Annotated in this window: 13 protein-coding genes and 1 tRNA gene; 4 read left to right on the forward strand and 10 right to left on the reverse strand. The window is 74.0% G+C overall.

Annotation, left to right across the window (positions count from 1 at the left end; all coding sequences use genetic code 11):
• Nucleotides 1-50 precede the first annotated feature (50 nt).
• Entirely contained in the window at nt 51-1,367 is a 1,317-nt protein-coding gene (locus DY240_RS07065) for an MFS transporter (protein WP_119659239.1), read from the forward strand.
• On the opposite strand, the gene DY240_RS07070 is transcribed toward DY240_RS07065, so the two are convergent.
• The 4 genes from DY240_RS07070 to DY240_RS07085 form a co-directional block, all read right to left on the reverse strand.
• Nucleotides 1,330-2,142, reverse strand: coding sequence for a class I SAM-dependent methyltransferase (locus tag DY240_RS07070; protein ID WP_119659263.1), 813 nt, complete (start codon nt 2,140-2,142; stop codon nt 1,330-1,332). The two genes, DY240_RS07065 and DY240_RS07070, sit on opposite strands and share 38 nt — an antisense overlap.
• 126 nt (nt 2,143-2,268) lie before the next feature.
• Nucleotides 2,269-2,345 (reverse strand) — tRNA-Thr (locus tag DY240_RS07075).
• A 61-nt stretch (nt 2,346-2,406) separates the two neighbouring features.
• Entirely contained in the window at nt 2,407-4,989 is a 2,583-nt protein-coding gene (gene secD, locus DY240_RS07080; protein WP_119659240.1) for a protein translocase subunit SecD, read from the reverse strand.
• A gap of 86 nt (nt 4,990-5,075) precedes the next feature.
• The gene (locus DY240_RS07085) at nt 5,076-5,486 is read right to left on the reverse strand and encodes a hypothetical protein (protein ID WP_119659241.1); all 411 of its coding nucleotides are present in this window, start codon (nt 5,484-5,486) and stop codon (nt 5,076-5,078) included.
• Nucleotides 5,487-5,617: 131 nt separating this feature from the next.
• Between DY240_RS07085 and DY240_RS07090 the strand changes: the two genes are divergently transcribed.
• Entirely contained in the window at nt 5,618-5,905 is a 288-nt protein-coding gene (locus DY240_RS07090; RefSeq protein WP_119659242.1) for a twin-arginine translocase TatA/TatE family subunit, read from the forward strand.
• Here DY240_RS07090 and DY240_RS07095 read toward each other — a convergent pair.
• The 4 genes from DY240_RS07095 to DY240_RS07110 form a co-directional block, all read right to left on the reverse strand.
• Nucleotides 5,850-8,636: an AfsR/SARP family transcriptional regulator gene (locus tag DY240_RS07095; RefSeq protein ID WP_158602767.1), complete on the reverse strand. Its 2,787-nt coding sequence runs from the start codon at nt 8,634-8,636 to the stop codon at nt 5,850-5,852. The two genes, DY240_RS07090 and DY240_RS07095, sit on opposite strands and share 56 nt — an antisense overlap.
• Nucleotides 8,637-8,641: 5 nt before the next feature.
• Nucleotides 8,642-11,086, reverse strand: a complete 2,445-nt coding sequence (locus DY240_RS07100; protein ID WP_119659244.1) for a GH116 family glycosyl-hydrolase — start codon at nt 11,084-11,086, stop codon at nt 8,642-8,644.
• A gap of 32 nt (nt 11,087-11,118) precedes the next feature.
• A complete protein-coding gene (locus tag DY240_RS07105) occupies nt 11,119-11,679 on the reverse strand; it encodes a class I SAM-dependent methyltransferase (protein ID WP_119659245.1) in 561 nt (186 codons plus the stop codon).
• Between the two features lie 897 nt (nt 11,680-12,576).
• Nucleotides 12,577-14,157, reverse strand: coding sequence for a family 10 glycosylhydrolase (locus DY240_RS07110; RefSeq protein WP_199700993.1), 1,581 nt, complete (start codon nt 14,155-14,157; stop codon nt 12,577-12,579).
• A gap of 82 nt (nt 14,158-14,239) precedes the next feature.
• Between DY240_RS07110 and DY240_RS07115 the strand changes: the two genes are divergently transcribed.
• Nucleotides 14,240-14,962 (forward strand): GntR family transcriptional regulator, encoded by a 723-nt coding sequence (locus DY240_RS07115; RefSeq protein WP_199700995.1) that lies wholly within the window; start codon nt 14,240-14,242, stop codon nt 14,960-14,962.
• The gene (locus DY240_RS07120; RefSeq protein ID WP_119659248.1) at nt 14,959-15,861 is read left to right on the forward strand and encodes an N-acetylmuramic acid 6-phosphate etherase; all 903 of its coding nucleotides are present in this window, start codon (nt 14,959-14,961) and stop codon (nt 15,859-15,861) included. Before DY240_RS07115 ends, DY240_RS07120 begins: the two co-directional genes overlap by 4 nt.
• 136 nt (nt 15,862-15,997) lie before the next feature.
• Here the strand turns inward: DY240_RS07120 and DY240_RS07125 are convergent, their stop codons facing one another.
• Complete coding sequence (locus DY240_RS07125) at nt 15,998-16,318, reverse strand: DUF202 domain-containing protein (RefSeq protein ID WP_119659249.1); 321 nt, start codon at nt 16,316-16,318, stop codon at nt 15,998-16,000.
• A gap of 3 nt (nt 16,319-16,321) precedes the next feature.
• A complete protein-coding gene (locus DY240_RS07130; protein ID WP_119659250.1) occupies nt 16,322-16,708 on the reverse strand; it encodes a YidH family protein in 387 nt (128 codons plus the stop codon).
• Nucleotides 16,709-16,926 lie beyond the last annotated feature (218 nt).

Consider the following 16,926-nt stretch of genomic DNA (forward strand, 5'->3'; position numbering starts at 1 on the left):
CGGGTCCTTCGCGCTCGCGCCGGCGCGCGGCAGTGGACAATGGAACCCTGATGTCGACCTCCCGCCGCGCCTGGACCATCTGGGCCGTCGGCGTATCCGCGTACATCGTCGCGGTCATGCACCGCACCACGTTCGGGGTGGCGGGGCTGGACGCGGCCGGCCGCTTCGACGTGTCGGCCAGCGTGCTGGCCTCGTTCGTCGTCCTGCAGCTGGTGGTCTACGCCGGCCTGCAGATCCCGATCGGCCTGCTGCTCGACCGCGTCGGCGGACGGCGGCTGGTGGTCGCCGGTGCGCTGCTGATGGCCGCGGGGCAGGCCGTCCTGGCGTTCGCCGAGTCCGTGCCGCCCGCCGCGGCGGGCCGTGTGCTCGTCGGCATGGGTGACGCGCTGACGTTCGTCAGCGTGCTGCGTCTGGTCTCCGCCTGGTTCCCGCCCGGCCGGGTGCCGGTGATGACGCAGCTCACCGGCCTGGTCGGGCAGGCAGGTCAGGTGCTGTCCGCGGTGCCGTTCGTCGCCGTCCTGCACGCCTACGGCTGGAGCGCGGCGTTCGGCTCGGCGGCCGCGACCGGCGTGCTGGTCTGCGTGCTGGCCGCCGCGGCGCTGCGCGACAGCCCGTCGGTGCGGGCCCAGCCGCTGGCGGACGGCTCGATGCGTCACCTCGGCGCCGACCTCGTCACGGCGTGGCGCCACCCGGGCACCCGGCTGGGGTTGTGGACGCACTTCACGACCCAGTTCTCCGGCACCGTCTTCGCGCTGATGTGGGGGTTCCCGTTCCTCGTGTCCGCCGAGGGCCTCTCCGAGGCGGCGGCCGGAGCGCTGCTGACGCTCACCGTCGTCGCGGGCGTGGTCGCCGGCCCGATCATCGGCGTCATGGTGCAACGGCATCCGCTGCGGCGGTCGTGGCTGGTGCTGGGGATCGTGTTCGCGAACGCGGCCGCCTGGACCGCGGTCCTGCTGCTGCCCGGACGGGCGCCCGGCTGGCTGCTCGTGCTGCTGGTGCTGTCCATGGCGCTCAGCGGTCCCGGGTCGATGATCGGCTTCGACTTCGCCCGCACGTTCAACCCGCCGAACCGGCTGGGCACCGCGACCGGCATCGTCAATGTGGGCGGGTTCCTCGCCTCGCTGCTGACCATCCTCGCCGTCGGCCTGGTGCTCGACGCCCGCAGCGGTGGCGCGTCGTCGACCCAGTACGACCTGGGCGACTTCCGCGTGGCGATGTGCGTTCAGTACGTGATGTGGACGATCGGCCTGGTGGGAATCCTGCGCTCGCGCCGGCTGGCCCGGCGTCGCATGGCCGAGAGCGGCGTCGTCGTCCCGCCCATCCGCGACGTCATCGCCGCGCGTCGTCGTCGCCGGCGGGGGCGCTGAGCCGAGCGACGCGCAGTTCGTAGAGGTAGGCCTTGGTGACGGTGCCGCCGTATCGGTTCTCGATCAGGCCGCGGACGCAGTCGAACAGGCCGCGGCGGCGGTCGGGGCGCAGCGCACGGTGTCCGGAGTACGTCGACAACAGGTCGAGGTAGCCCTGCGCGTCGTACGTGACGTCGGTGCGGTAGCGGCGGCGGACGGCGGGCCGGAACAGCGGCGAGTCGTCGATCTCGTCGGCGAACGGCGCGATCGCGTCGGCCGGCTGGAGGCGCAGGCCGGGCGGGGTCGCGGGGTCCCAGCGTTCGTAGCACTCCTGCACGTCGGCGAAGAAGTCTGCCGTGCCGCCGAGCACGTGCTCGGTCGTCACCGTCGCCAGGGCGCCGCCGGGCCGCAGCACGGCCGCCACCCGCCCGGCCCGCACCGCCGGGTGGAGCCAGTGCCAGGCGGTGAACGACGTCACCAGCTCGGCGGAGGCCGGTGGCGCGGCCCACTGCTCGAAGGTCGACTCCACCACCTCGACGGGGTGGCCCGCGGTGCGTTGGCGCAGCGCCGCCGCGAGGTTGGCGCCCAGCTCGACGGCGACGACATGCGCTCCGCGGGCGACGAGCGGCAGCGTCGCCTGGCCGGTCCCAGGGCCGATCTCCACCACCCGCGCACCCGGGCCCAGCCCGGCCAGCTCACCGAGGGCGGCGAAGATCGCGTCCGGGTAGCCCGGCCGGGCCCGGGTGTACAGCTCGGCATCCTCGTCGAAGATCGTGCGCAGCTCCCGGTCGGCCATGGCGGGGATGCTGTCACGCGCGAGGAGCACGGCGCCATGGAGTTTCGGATCAACGTTCGAGGGTGGGGAGGGCCGGGCGCGCCGGGGGCACGGGGTGCGGGGCGAGGATCTTCTGGGGAGGAGAGGTGGAGCCCGAAGTCGGATTCGAACCGACGACCTACCGCTTACAAGGCGGTTGCTCTGACCAGCTGAGCTATTCGGGCAGAAGAGGAAACGGTACCCGAGCGGGCACCGTCCCCTCCACTGCGTCGGGTGACGCGGCCGTCAGACGACGGCGCCGTAGTTGGGGTCTTCGCGGCTGCGCTTGTCGACCTTCTTCGGCGCCGGCGGCGGGGCCGGCTTCTTGTCCTCGAGCAGGATGGTGAGCGGCACCGCCGTGAAGTTCGACGAGTACGTACCGATCAGGATGCCCAGGACCAGCGCGAGCGCGAAGTCCGACAGCGAGTCGCCGCCGAGGACGAGCAGGGCGACGAGGATGAACAGCGTGCTCGCACCGGTGTTCACCGACCGCGGCAGGGTGTTGAGGATGGCGGTGTTGGAGACCTCGCTGAACCTCTCGCCCTCCTTGCGGGTCCACGTCTCACGGATGCGGTCGAACACGACGACGGCGTCGTTGACGCTGTAACCGATGATCGTCAGCAGCGCGGCGAGGAACATGCCGTCCAGGGGCTTGCCGATCCAGGCGAAGATGCCGACGGTGACCACGACGTTCTGGAACAGGGCCACGACGGCGCCGGTGCCGAACGTCCAGCGGAACCGGATCGCGAGGTAGGCCAGCTGCGCCGCCAGCGCGACCCCCAAGGCGATGAGCGCGTTGCGCTGCAGCTCGTCGCCGAGGCTGGGGCCGATCAGCTCGTCGCGGATCAGCTCCGCGCCGCCGCCGGCCTCGTCGAGCGCGGCGATGACGGTGGCCGCCTCGTCGTCGGACATGTCGCTGGCGCGAACGGTGATGTCGTCGTCGCCGGACTCCTGGACGATGGCCGTCGGGAAGCCGGCGTCGGCGACCGCGGCGCGGGCGTCGTCGACGTCGATGGTCTCGGTGGGCGACACCTCGATGAGCCGGCCGCCGGTGAACTCGATGCCGAACTCGAGGCCGCGGACGAGGATGCCGCCGAAGGCCAGCACCACGGCGACGGCCGAGATGAGCAGCCAGCGCAGCGGCCTGGCCATGAGCTGCGGGTTGCGCTCGCGCAGCCAGAGCCGCACGCGGCCGTGGTGGGCGAGGCCGCTGGCGTCCGGGTGCCGGTTCAGCCAGCGACGGTCGGCCAGCCACTCGCACAGCACCCGGCTCAGCACCAGCGCCGACAGCAGCGAGGCGAGCACACCGATGGTCAGCGTGACGCCGAATCCTCGGACGGGGCCGGAGGCCAGGAAGAACAGCAGCCCGGCGGCCAGCAGCGTCGTCACGTTGGAGTCGGCGATGGCCGACAGCGCGTTCTTGAAACCGCTCTGGACGGCGCCGCGCAGGCTCTTCGTCTTGCCGTCGACGTAGTCCTCGCGGGCCCGTTCGAAGATCAGCACGTTCGCGTCGACGGCCATGCCGATGGCCAGCACGAAACCGGCCAGGCCGGGCAGCGTCAGGGTGGCGCCCAGCGCGCTCAGCGCGGCGTAGGCGATGCCGGCGTAGCCGATCAGCGCCAAGACCGCCATCAGGCCGACCAGGCGGTACGCGACGCCGATGAAGATCGCGGTGGCGGCCATGCCGATGATCGCCGCCCAGGCGCTGGCCTCGATCGCCTCGTCGCCGAGTGTCGGGCCGACGACGCGCTGCTCGACGGTGACGACGTCGACGGGGAGCGCGCCGCCCTCGACCAGCGCGGCGAGGTCCTTGGCCTCCTCCTCGGTGAAGTCGCCGGTGATCTCCGTCTGGCCGCCGCGGATGCCGACGCCGCACTGGACGCTGTTCGTGACATTGGGCGAGGAGATGACGGTGTCGTCGAGGACGATCGCGATGCGCCGGCGCGGGTCGCCGTCGGGCTGGCAGGCGGCGTCGCTGGTGAGCTGCGCCCAGGTCTGGCCGCCGTCGCCGCTGAAGTCGAGCGTGACGAGCCAGCCGCCGCGCTGCACGTCGTAGATGGCGTCGGCGCCGTCGATCTCCTCGCCGGTCATCGCGGTGGGCGCGAGCAGCAGCGGCTGGCCGGACTCGTCCGGCAGCACCAGCTGGTCCTCGCCGCCCGGGGCGGGGGTCTCGCCCGGCGCCGGCGTCTCGGTGGGCGCCGGTGTGGTGGCGGCGGCGACGTCGGTGCCGGTGTCGCCGGCCGGTGCCTCCGGCTCGATGGCGCCGCCGACGGAGCCCTCGGTGGCCGGCGGGGTCGCAGGCGGAGTGGTCGCGGGCGGCGTGGCCGGAGGCGTCGCGGGCGGGGTCTGGGCAGGCGTCTCGGGCGTCAGGCCGGAGGTGTCGTAGCCCAGGACGGGGTGCACCGTCAGCTGCGCGGTGCGGCCGAGGGCGTCGGCGGCCTCCCGCGGGTCGGAGACCCCGGGCAGCTCGACGATGATGCGGCGGTCGCCGGACCGGCTCAGCGACGGCTCGGAGACACCGAGTGCGTCGACCCGGCGGCGCAGCACCTCGAGGGCGCGGTCGGTGGACTCGGCGTCGGCCTGGACGGTGTCGGTGTCCTGCGTCTCCAGGACGATCTGCGCACCGCCCTCGAGGTCGAGGCCGAGGTTCGGGCTCGAGGTGAGCGTGACGAAGGCGGAGCCGGCGAGCACCAGCGTGGCGGCGACGGCGCGGGCCACGCGGCCGCCGTCGGACGCGCCGGTGCCGCGCCTCTTGGCGCGCCGCCGGAACAGGGCGTACGTCGCCAGGATGACGGCGGCCGCGCCGCCGACGAGGTAGAGCGCGGTCATGCGATCCACAGGAGGTCTCCAAGGGACGTGCCCGGCGGCGCGGGCACGTGCCGGCACGCCGTCGGGCGGAAGAGCTGAGGGGACGTCTACTGCCGGATCGCGGGCGGCCCGCGCTGCGGGTCGGTGGGCGTCCACGCGGCGTCGGCCGGCACCCGGTCGGCCGGGGCGGGGCCGGCGTCCAGGAGGTAGAGGTCGAGCGGCCCGACGACGGTCCACGCGGGCGTGGGCGGCGCGTAGCCGAGCTTGACGGTGACGGCGGTCGCGACGACGGCGAGGTCGAGGACGTCGCCGGTGCCGGCGACGGACGGCGCGGACGACCCGAGCTCGCCCGGCGCGGTGGTGATCGACGGACCGCGGTGCTGGCCGGACGGTGCCGCGGCCGCGGGCGGCCCGGACGAGATGAGCATGAGGGCGCCGGAGAGGAGGATGGCCGGAAGCGCCCACATCTTCCGGAGCACGCGGCTGCCCGCGTGGTCTCCGGAGCGGCGACCCGGCATGGCTGCGACCTCCCTGATGCGGCCCTTCGACGGCGTCTCGCCCGCCGTTCCCAGAACCGCGCCAACCATACCCGCTACCCCTGAGGCGTACGATGGTATGGACCGGTACCTGTCAGGGAAGAAGTGACCACATGCCCAACATCGGTACGCCTGAGCTGATCATCGGCCTCATCGTCATCTTCCTCCTCTTCGGCGCGAAGCGGATGCCTGAGATGGCCCGCGGCATCGGCCAGTCGCTGAAGATCTTCAAGACCGAGATGGCGAAGCCGGCCGACAGCGACGCGTCGAACGCCGTCATCGTCACGCCGGCACCGGACCCGCAGCCGCAGGCGACCACCGCTCAGGCGACGCCGGCCCAGCCCGCTACCGAGGCGCCGGTTGCCGCCCCGGCCGACCCGGAGGCGCGTCCGGCGCAGTGACGCGCGCCGTCAGCTCCGCCCGCAGTCGTTCCGTGCCGCGTTCGCCCAGCTCGTCCAGGGCGGCGATGGCCTGCCGACGCACCCGCGCGGCGGCAGCGGCGTCGCCGGCGGCCTCGTGGCTGTCGGCGAGCTTCCGTAGCGTGACCACCTCGTAGTACAGGCCGTCCAGCTCGCGCAGCAGGTCCAGCGCGCGCTCGAAGCAGTCGACGGCACGGTCGTAGGCGCCCAGCTGGTGGTGGGCGAAGCCGAGGGTGTCGAGGGTGGCCGCCTCGGCGAGCCGGTCGTCCAGGCCGCGCAGGATCTCCAGGGCCTGCCCGGCGAACTCCAGCGTCCGCTGGTACCGGCCGAGCATCGCGTGCGCCCAGCCGACGGCGTTCAGCGCGCCCGCCAGCCCGGCCGGCTGCCCGATGCGCCGGAACAGCTCCAGCGCCGCGAGGTCGTGGTCCAGCGACTCCTCGTGCCGCCCGGTGCGCTCCTTCACCACGCCCAGCGACCGCAGCGTCCGGGCCTGCCCGACGAGGTCGCCGCGGGCCGCATAGAGCGTCAGCGCGCGCTGCAGGTGCGCCTCGGCGTCGTCGTGGCGGTCGAGGTAGCCGTAGGCGCGGCCGAGCGACCGGTGCAGGTGGGCCGGCGGCTCGGTGTCGTCGAGTACCCGGACGGCCAGCAAGGCCGAGCTGTTGACCCGGGCGATGTCGCGCCAGCGCCCGCGCCAGTCGAGGTCGATCGTGAGCGCCCACGCCAGCTGCCACGCGTGGACGGCGTGTCCGTGGTCGGCCGCGGCGTCGACGGCGGCCAGCAGCGTGCGCCGCTCGGCGGCGAACCAGGCGCGCGCGGCCTCGGGGCCGGCGATGTGCTCGGCCGCCTCGGGCGTCGCCGACGGCGGCAGCACCGGCTCGTGCGTCTCGCGGTCGGAGCGCAGGAGACGGCTGGCCGCCAGCGCGGTGGCGAGGTAGTGGTCGAGCAGCCGGCGCAGCGCCGCCTCGGACTCCGGCCCACGGCCGCCCAGCTCGGCGGCGTACGCGCGCAGCAAGTCGTGCGCGCCGTACCGGCCGGGCGCCGGTTCGGTCAGCAGGTGCGCGCGGGTCAGCTCGCTGAGCAGCGGGCGGACGGCGTCGGCGTCGAGGCCGGCGAGCGCGGCCGCCGCGGCCGTGCCGATGTCGGGGCCGGGGGCGGAGCCGACCAACCGGAACAGGCGGGCGGCCGGCCCGCTCAACCCGTCGTAGGACCACGAGAACACCGAGCGCAGGTCGATGGTGGCGTCGTCGGCGGCGAACGCGTCCAGCCCGCCGGCGGCCGCCCGCAGCTCGGCCACCCGGTACTCCAGCGACTCCGGCTGCTCCGCCACCCGAGCGGCCGCGACGGCGAGCGCCAGCGGCAGGCGGGCGCACAGCGCGACCAGCTCGTCGACGATCCGCGGCTCTGCGCGGTGGTCGCCGATGCGGCGGAGCACCAGCTCGCGGGCGTCGTCGGCGGGCGGGAGGTCCAGCGTGACCGGCCGCGCACCGGCCGCCGTGGCCAGGCCGAGCAGCTGGTCGCGGCTGGTCACCAGGGTCAGGCAGTCGGCGGAGCCCGGGAGCAGCGGCCGCGCCTGGCGGGCGTCGCGCGCGTTGTCGAGCAGCACCAGCATCCGGCGACCGGCCAGCACGCTGCGGTACAGCGCGGCCTGGCCGTCGGCGTCGGCCGGTATCAGCTCGTGCGGCACCCGCAGCGCGTCGAGGAAGCCGCGGATCGCATCGGTGGGGTCGACCGGCGGCCGGTCGGGATCGAAGCCGCGCAGGTTGACGTACAGCTGGCCGTCGGGGAACCGGTCGGAGACGCTGTGCGCCCAGTGCACGGCCAGCGTCGTCTTGCCGACGCCGGCGGTGCCGGACACCGTCGCGACGGGGGACGTGGCGGCCGCGTGGTCCAGCAGCGCCAGCGCGTCGGCGCGGCCCACGAAGTCGGGCACGTCAGCGGGCAGCTGACGGGGCACGCGCCGCACCTCGGGCGTCCGCCGCGGCGGCGTCTGCGCGAGCAGCCGCGCGTACACCGCCCGCAGCCGGGGCCCGGGTTCGACGCCCAGCTCGGTGGCCAGCCGCGAGCGCACCCGCTCGTACTGCGCCAGCGCCTCGGCCCGCCGCCCGGACCGCTCCAGCGCCTCCAGCAGCAGCGCCCACGCCGGCTCGCGCAGCGGGTGGGCGGCGGTCAGCTCGCGCAGCTCGGGCACGAGGTCCGCCGGGCGACCCAGCTCGAGGTCGAGGGCGATGCGCCGCTCCTGCGCCGCGAGGTGCCGTTCGACCAGCCGCGGCGCCTCGGTGCCGGCCAGCCAGGCGGACTCGACGTCGTCGAACGGCCGGCCGCGCCAGAGCGCGAGCGCCTCGGCGAGACAGCTGCGCTGCCGCAGCGGGTCGGAGCTGCCGTCGGCGCGGTCCAGCAGCCGCTGGAACCGGAGCACGTCGACGGCGTCGGGGTCGGCGTGCAGCACGTACCCGGTGGCGCTGGTCGCGATGAGGCCTGGGCCGAGCAGTGTGCGCAGCCGGGTGACGTAGGTCTGGATGCTGCGCCGCGGGTTGGCCGGCAGGTGCTGCGACCACAGCGCCTCGACCAGCCGCGCCACGGTGACGGTGCGGCCGGCCGACAGCGCCAGGACGGCGATCAACGCCCGCAACCGGCCGGTGGTGACGTCGACCGGCCGCCCGTCCGCCCGCAGGCGCATCGGGCCGAGAAGATCGATCTCGACGCGGGTGCTCATCATCGTTATGACATCTGGCGACCGCCTACGGTTGCATCGGCGGTCTCACCGGTCGAGAGTACGCGGCCGGGCAGCTCGGCGGTGCCGATCCCGTCGACGGTGAGGGTGGCCACCCGGAGCCGGCCGCCTCCCACGGCCACACCGACCCGCACGCCGTCGTCGCCGGCCGGCGCCTGGGTCACCGTCCCCCACGCGGCGCCGGCGGCCCAGAACCAGGTGACGGGGCCGTCGGTGAGGTCCGCCGCCGCGAAGCCGAGCGTGCCGCTCACGCCGTCGTACCCGAAGCCGGTGAGCGCTGGGATCAGCCCCCACGCGGCCATCGCCCGCACGTAGTGGTGGCCGCACTCGGCCTCGTCGAACGGGTTGCGGCGGCGGCCGTCGAAACGGCTGCGGACCGCCTCGACGACGCGCACGCCGTCGTCGACGAGGCCGGCCTGGAGCAGGCCGATCGCCGCCGTGTACTCCAGGCCGGTCCACACCTCGGCGAAGTAGGGGAACGGCCGCGCCGGGCGGTTGCCGTGCGGGTACGACGCGACCAGCAGTCCCGGTTCGCCGGCCAGCGCATAGCTGCGCTTGGGGTTGAACGGGGCTCCGGGCGCGGTGCGGTCGTTGTGCCGCAGGATGCTGCGCAGCGTGCTCCGCACGTGGCCGGCGTCGAGCAGGTCGCCGAGCCCGGTGAGCCGGGCGACGTGCTGGCCGACCAGCTGGTCGGTGAGGCAGCCGTCGCCGATCTGCAGCTCGGGCTCGGTGAGGTCGCGGGCGCCGATGCCGGGCAGCCGCAGGCCCGGCGCGATGGCGTCCTCGCTGCCCGGCGGGCGGATCTCGTGGCGGTAGTACTCGCCGTTGAACAGGTGCGCGTCGATCCAGGCGCTGCCGCGGGCGAACAGGCCGGTGCAGGTGGCGGCGAACTCGTCGTCGCCGAGGTGCCGGGCCATCTCCTCCGCGGCCCGCAGGGCCGCGAGGTACCAGCCGCCGACCTGCGGGTTCGGGCCGAAGTACTCGACGTCCATGGTGTTGTGCTGGGAGCCCTCCATGACGCCGTCGCGGTCGGCGTCCCAGCCGCCGGGGATCCAGGCGAACTCCAGCGCCCGGCGGGCGGCCGGCCAGAGCGCGCGCAGCAGGTCGTCGTCGCCGCTGAGTCGCCATTCGCGGTGCAGCTTCACCAGGCAGCCCATCTGCCCGTCGGCGGCGGCGACGCCGTGCTCGCGGGACCGGTCCAGCGGCAGGTCCAGCCGGAAGCTCATGTGGCCGTCGTCGGCGGTGGCATGCAGGAACTCCAGCTCGCGCATCGACCTGGCCAGCTCGCCGAACAGGTACGGCGTCGTGTGCTCGTAGTTCCACACATGGGTGCAGTTGCCGTAGCAGCTGCCGCTGTCGTCGTGGCAGCCCTCCCAGCCGTAGAACCGGCCGTCCGGGGTGCGGAAGCAGGTCGGCGAGCGCAGGGTGCTGACGTTGCTCAGCGCCGCCTCGACGATCGCGGCCGGCAGGTCGCTGCCGGTCAGCGCGCCGACGAAGGCGACCGTGCGGCCCTCGAGCTCGGCGAGCTGCGGCGCGACCGCGTCGACGACGTCCCAGGCGTCGTCGTACCGCGTCGCGTAGTGGTTGCCGATGACGGTCTCGCCGCGCCAGTCCCGCCGGTTCGGGAAATGCCACGCGAGGAGGAACGTGAACGCGTGCGTCCCACCCGGGGCCAGCCGGCGCAGCGCGGCGACGGACGCCACCGGCTCGCCGTCCGCCGGCCGCTCGTCCAGCCGCCCGTCGGCGGAGAGGTCGTCCCAGAAGTCCAGCAGGGGGCCGCCCCAGCTGGATCCGGCCCACGTGGTGCGCATGGTGACGTCGTCCTCGTCCAGGACGGCCAGGGCGATGGAGCCCCAGCGCTCGCCGTCCGCATCGCCGCCGGACCGCAGCAGCACGCCGTCGCCGCGGCGCTCGTTGCGCGGCTGGTCGCCGGGGTTGCGCACGCTGCCGGCGACGGTGACGTCGAGCGGCTCTCGGCCGGTGTTCGTGACGACGTAGCGCAGGACCGCGACCGGCAGCGAGCTGGCGTCGACGTCGGCGGGGACCAGCGGGTTGAACGCCTGCAGCCGCACCGTCACCGGCACGGCGGGGTCGTCGAGCAGCACCTGGGCGAGCGGATAGGCGGCCAGGAACTCCGACCGGGCGAACCGCGGCAGGCTGTGGTTGGGTACCGCGGCGCCCTCCCAGCCCTCGTACAGCACGGGGTCGATCGGCCCCTCCAGCGCCCGAACGGCGTCACCCGCGCGGACGACGAAGAAGCTGTCGCGCGGCGCGAACCCCTTCGCCGGCTGGTTGCGGATCTCCCAGTCGCGCAGGTCGCCGCGGCCGCCGAGGGACACCGTCCCGGTGCCGATGCCACCGAGCGGGAGGGCGATGCGCAGCGAGTGGTCGGCGTCGTACCGGCGCAGGACCGGCCATTCCGGCGTCGTCATGGTGTGACCACAACGTGCAACGGCATTCCATGTCAAGCCGTGACGGGCCGCTCCGAGACGATGACGGCCAGCGTCCGGCGGCCGATCCGGCGCTGGACGGTCCGCACGCCGGTCTGCCCGACGTCGGCCAGCCGGGCCGAGACCTCACCGAGCTGCGCCGGCGTGATGCCGTGACCCGGCCGGTCGAGCAGCCGCTCGGCCAGCAGCAGGCGGCCTCCTGGCGCCAGCTTGGCGGCCAGGGTGAGCAGGCCGGCGTCGCGGTCGTCCCAGTGGTGCATCGAGGCCAGCGTGTAGATGGCGGCGAAACTGGCGTCGGGGAACGGCACGTCCTCGGCGCCGGCCACCCTGACGTCGGCCCTGGGCACGCGCTTTCGGGCCATCGCGACGAACGTCTCTGACGGATCGACGGCGGCGGCGTGCTCCGCGCCCGTGCGCTGGGCAGCCAATTCGAGCGCCATGCCCGGCCCGCAGCCGACCTCGAGCACCGTCTCTCCGGCGCGCAGCTCCGCGAGGTCGACCACCGCCCGGTTCGTCTCCGGGTGGCGGTTGAACCAGGCGTAGAGCCGCGCCCCGACGGCGCCGAAACCGCTCATGGTCCGAGGATAGAGTGCGTCGTCGGGTGTCCTGCGGTTCGTGACGTTGGCTGTTGCTCCCCGTCCCCCTGCTGCCCCATTCTCTTGCCGCGAACCCGCGCCTCAAGTCCGCCATGGAGTCGCTTCGCGACGAGGGGCGGACTTGACCCGCGGCTTCGCGGCCAAGAACGGGCAGCTATCAGGGGGACGGGGAGGATCTGGGCACGCCTCGGCGTTGCGGTGCCCCGTTTCGCCTGCTTTGTCGGATTGTGGATGGCGATGATCATCAACGATCGCCGACATCACGAGGATTTCGCGAGCTTCACCATGGCTGTAGGGGTGTTGACGCTGGGGTAATCCTCGTGATGGCCCACGAATCACGGCGAAATCTCACCAGGTGGACACTCAACGACACCAACGCCACACGCAAACGCGGCCAACGCCGCGGGAGTCGTCGCCGCTCTTCCCCCGTCCCCCTGATAGCTGCCCGTTCTTAGCCGCGGGCGCGCGGGTCAAGTCCAAGGCCCCCACCCACAAGCGAGCAGTCAACAGTCAGAGGCCGCGGACTTGAGGCGCGCGCCCGCGGCCAAGNCCCACAAGCGAGCAGTCAACAGTCAGAGGCCGCGGACTTGAGGCGCGCGCCCGCGGCCAAGACAATCGGGCAGCAGGGGGACGGCCCAACGTCACGACCCGGCCAACGTCACGATCCGGCCGACGCTCCGAACACCCGACCGACCAGACACGCCCGACCAACGGCACGGGCCGAGCCATCGTGCGTTCGCCGGCGGTCGTCACCAGGACGTCCCGCGCCAACCGGCATCGGAGCCTGTCGGTGCCCGCCCGTAGGGTGGGATTCCCTCCCAGCCGGGCGGGGTCCACCACCCCCGGGCGAGCCGACATCTGGTTCCTGGCCCGAGGCTACGGCAGCGGAATGAACGGCTGCGGCTGCGCTTCGGCGAGCTCGCCGGCCTGGACCCGCACGACGCTGAACGGCGCACCGGCGACGCGGTCGGGCAGGTCGTAGCGGGCGAGGTAGACGCCGGGCGGCAGGTCGACGAAGCCGAACCAGCCGGAGCCGTCGCTGACCTGCGTCCGGTTCTCGCCGCCGCCGGCCACCGGCTCCAGGGTGACGGTGACGCCGTCGAGCGCCGTCCCGGTGCGCAGCCGCAGCGTGCCGGCCATGTTGCCCGTCGTCGGGTCGTCCTTCCACGGCATCGACGGGACGGCGGCGTCGGCGGCGAACGGGGCGTCGGGGCCGGTGGTGAGCGCGGCGGCCAGCGCGGCCCGCTCGGCGTCCTTGACGGCCGGCGACCCGGCCGCCGCGGTCAGCGACGGGTTGGCGTAGGAGTAGCCGCTCCAGCCGGCGACGGTGTTGCCGGCCGCCGTCGGGGTGAGCAGGTCGCGGACCTGCTGGACGCTGTCGCCGATCTCGTTGAGGTACAGCGCCGGGCCGGACACCGTCTGGCGGTCGCCCTGCCAGTCGGCCAGTACCTCGTTCCACTCGGTGAACATCCGCGCTTGGTCGGGCATCCACTCGCGCTTGTAGTTCATCGCGACGACGGTGTCGATGATCCCCTCGTCCAGCCAGCCCTTCCAGTCCTGCAGGACCTCGGCGTACGTGCGGGTCTTCTCCCAGCCGCCGACGCTCTGCGGGCCGAAGCCGTAGGTGATGCCGTCGTTGCTCAGCCGCACCGTCGGATCGATCTCGAAGATGCCGAGGTAGATGCGGCGCACCAGGCTGGTGATCTGCTCCCGGCGCCAGTCGGTGAACTGTGCGTCCGACGGCGCCGGCACGTCGGTGCGGCCGGTGGCGGCCTGGAACCGGGCGATCGAGGTCTCGCTGTAGCCCCAGTCGCTGTGCGTGGTGGTGGAGTTGTGGTCGGGGTAGCGGATGTAGTCGAGGTTGATGCCGTCGACGTCGTACTCGCGGACGATGCTCTGGATCGCGCCGACGACGTAGTCGCGGGCGGCCGGGTTGGCGGGGTCGATGAAGCTGTTGTTGCCGACCAGCTCGGTGCCGTCGACGCGCTTGTTGAGCCAGCGGTCGGCGCCGGTGGCGCTCGGTCCGTGGGCGTTGAAGGCGTGGTCGGGGGAGCGCGGCGGCGTCGCGGAGTTCCAGAGCGTGCCGAAGTTGACCCACGCGTGCACCTCGAGCCCGGCGGCGTGCGCCTGCTCGATCACCTCGTCCAGCGGGTCGTGCGGCGCCGGCGCGATGGCGGCGTCGGTGCGGGGGTAGTCGGCCCGGTTGCAGAAGCAGTCGTAGCGGCGGGCGACCTGGACGATCAGCGCGTTCGCGTTGACCTCCAGGGCGTCGCCGACGAGCTCCTCGACCTGCGCGGGGGTGTAGATGCCCTCGTTGAAGGCGTCGACCCAGTAGCTGCGCCACTGCTCGGGCTGCGGCGCGGGATCGGGTGCCGGCTCGGACGCGGCCGCGGGCGCCGCGACGACGGCCAGGACGAGTGCCACGATGACGGGAAGCGTGCGACGACGTCGGCTCACGCTGGTCCTCCTCGATGGACTAGACCAATATGGGCCCCAAGTCTGGAAGACTTTGCCCGATACGTCTACAGGGGGTGCGGGCGTGGCCAAGTACCACTCGATCCGGGACGAGATCCTCGACCTGGTGGCGGAGCTGACCGTCGGCGACGCGCTGCCGGCCGAGCGCACGCTGGCGCCGCGGTTCGGCGTCTCGCGCATGACGCTGCGGCGGGCCGTCGAGGAGCTCGTCCGCGAGGGCCGGCTGGTCCGCCGTCAGGGCGCCGGCACGTTCGTCGCGGGGCCGAAGATCGCCCAGGGACTGGCGGTCACGTCGTTCTCCGAGGACATGCGCCAGCGCGGCGCGGTCCCGTCCAGCCGCACCCTGGCCGTCGACGACGTGCTGGCGGGCGCGCCGCTGGGCCGCCGGCTGGAGATCTCGCCGGGCGAGAGCGTCGTCCGCGTGACCCGGCTGCGGCTGGCCGACGACGCGCCGATGGCGGTCGAGACGCTGCACGTCCCACGCAGCATCGCGCCCGGACTGGACGGGACGATGCTCGCCGACGGCTCCTTCTACGAGCTGCTGCACGACGTCTACGGGCTCGAGCTGTCCGGCGGCGTCCAGACCATCGAGGCGACGGTCACCGACGAGATGGAGTCCGAGCTGCTCGGCGTGCCGCTGCACTCGCCGGCCTTCCTGTTCGAGCGCATCTCCCGCGACACCGGCGGCCGGGTGGTCGAGTTCGTCCGCTCGGTCTACCGTGGCGACCGCTATCAGTTCCGTGTCGAGTTGCAGCCGGCCCGCCGGCCGGCGAGGACGGCCGAGTGACGAATTCCGAGTTGGACCGGCTCGCCACCGAGGGCAGGCTGCCCGCCGCGGCCGATCTGGACCTGCGCTCCACCCGCGAGCAGGTCGACCTGATGACCGCACAGGACCAGGTGGCCGTCGACGCCGTGGCCGCGACCCGGGACCGCCTGGTCCAGGCCATCGACGCGACGGTGGTCCGGCTGCGCCGCGGCGGCCGGCTGATCGAGGTGGGCGCCGGCACGCCCGGCCGGCTCGCCGTCCTCGACGCCGCCGAGTGCGGACCCACCTTCGGCGTCGACGAGCGCCAGGTGGTCGCCGTCATGGCCGGCGGGTTCGGTGCCGTGCGCTCGGCGGCCGAGCACGACGAGGACGACTTCGACGGCGGCCGGTCCGACGTCGCGGCGCTCCGGCCCCGTCCGGACGACGTGGTGGTGGCGGTGAGTGCGTCGGGGCGGACGCCGTACGTGCTCGGCGCGCTGGCCGCGGCGCACGAGGCCGGCGCCTACACCGTCGCCGTCGTCAACAACGCCGGCTCGCCGATCGCCGCCGCCTCCGACGTCGCCGTCGAGGCGCTCACCGGGCCGGAGGTGGTGGCGGGCTCGACCCGGCTCAAGGCCGGCACCGCGGCCAAGCTGGTGCTCAACACCATCTCGACGCTGGTCATGGTGCAGCTCGGGCACACGCACGGCGACCTGATGATCGACGTGCGGGCCACCAACGACAAGCTGCGCCGCCGGGCCCAGCGCATCGTCCAGGAGGCCACCGGCGAGTCCGCCGCGGCGGTCGAGGCGGCGCTGGCCGCGAGCGGCGACGAGACGAAGACGGCGACGGTCATGCTGCTGGCCGGCGTCGACGCTGACGAGGCACGTCGCCGGCTCGCCGCGGCCGGCGGTTTCGTCCGGGCCGCCATCGCGCGGTAGGTGGTCGGCCGGAGCCCGGCGCGTGCTGCCCTGCCGGACGACGTTTCGGGTGGCTGGAGCTCTGCGGTCCGATGAGACGGCGGACCTCCAGCGGGCGGATCAGCCTGCCAGGGGCACCGCGGCACAAAGGCCGCCGTCAGCCGACCGCGTAGGCGATCTCCAGGGCGGCGAGCAGCAGTGTCACCAGCGCGACCAGCGCCGGCAGCTTGCCGTCGGGCAGGGAGCGGTCGGTGTGCAGCGCCTCGTGCGAGCGTCGGTAGCGCCGCCGGGCCAGCAGCAGGATGGCCAGCGCGACCGGCGCCACCAGCAGGCCGAAGACCACCGCCGCCGGGCCGAGCGGCTCGGCCGCCAGACGGGTGGCGAGGACGACGCCGACCAGCAGCGCGAGCGCGGTGCGTGTCCACGCCAGTGCGGTCCGCTCGTTCTGCGCGCCGGGATCGTACGTCCGATCCACCATCGGTCAGGGCGCGACCAGCACGACGACGATGACGATGGCCGCCACGGCGAGGCCGAACGCCAGCACCGGCGCCAGCGCGGGCGACGGCAGCGGCCGCGCCTCGCGCAGCGCCCGCTCGGCCCGAGCCCAGCGGAAGAAGGCCATGATGCTGCAGGTGGCGCCGAGCAGTGACAGTGCCACGACCAGCACCAGCCGCAGTGCCGTGTGGTCGGGGATCTCCAGCGCCTCCAGCGCGATGCCGGCCGCAAGCAGCGCGAGAGCGGTGCGGATCCACGCCAGGAACGTCCGCTCGTTGGCGAACGTGAACCGGGGGTCGGGCTCGCTGCCGGCCTCGTAGACGCTGCGCGGCCAGCGGCGGGTGGGGTCGTCGCGGTCCGCGCTGCTGGTCATGATCCGTCGCTCTCGATCTGGAGGGTCGCCCTCGATTGTGGCGGAGGCGTGCTGCGCCGGTGCCGACCGACCCCCCTCTGGGACGGCAGGCGGACGTGGCCGGGCCGGGCGCCGTTGGCGTTCACCGGGTCGCCGGGCGGCGGTGGCGGCGGGACGGTGTCGACCGGCGGCTCGGCCGCGACGGACGGCGGCGGGGCCGGCTCCGGCGCCGCGGACGC

It is taken from the genome of Jiangella rhizosphaerae (assembly GCF_003579925.1).
GTDB lineage: Bacteria > Actinomycetota > Actinomycetes > Jiangellales > Jiangellaceae > Jiangella > Jiangella rhizosphaerae.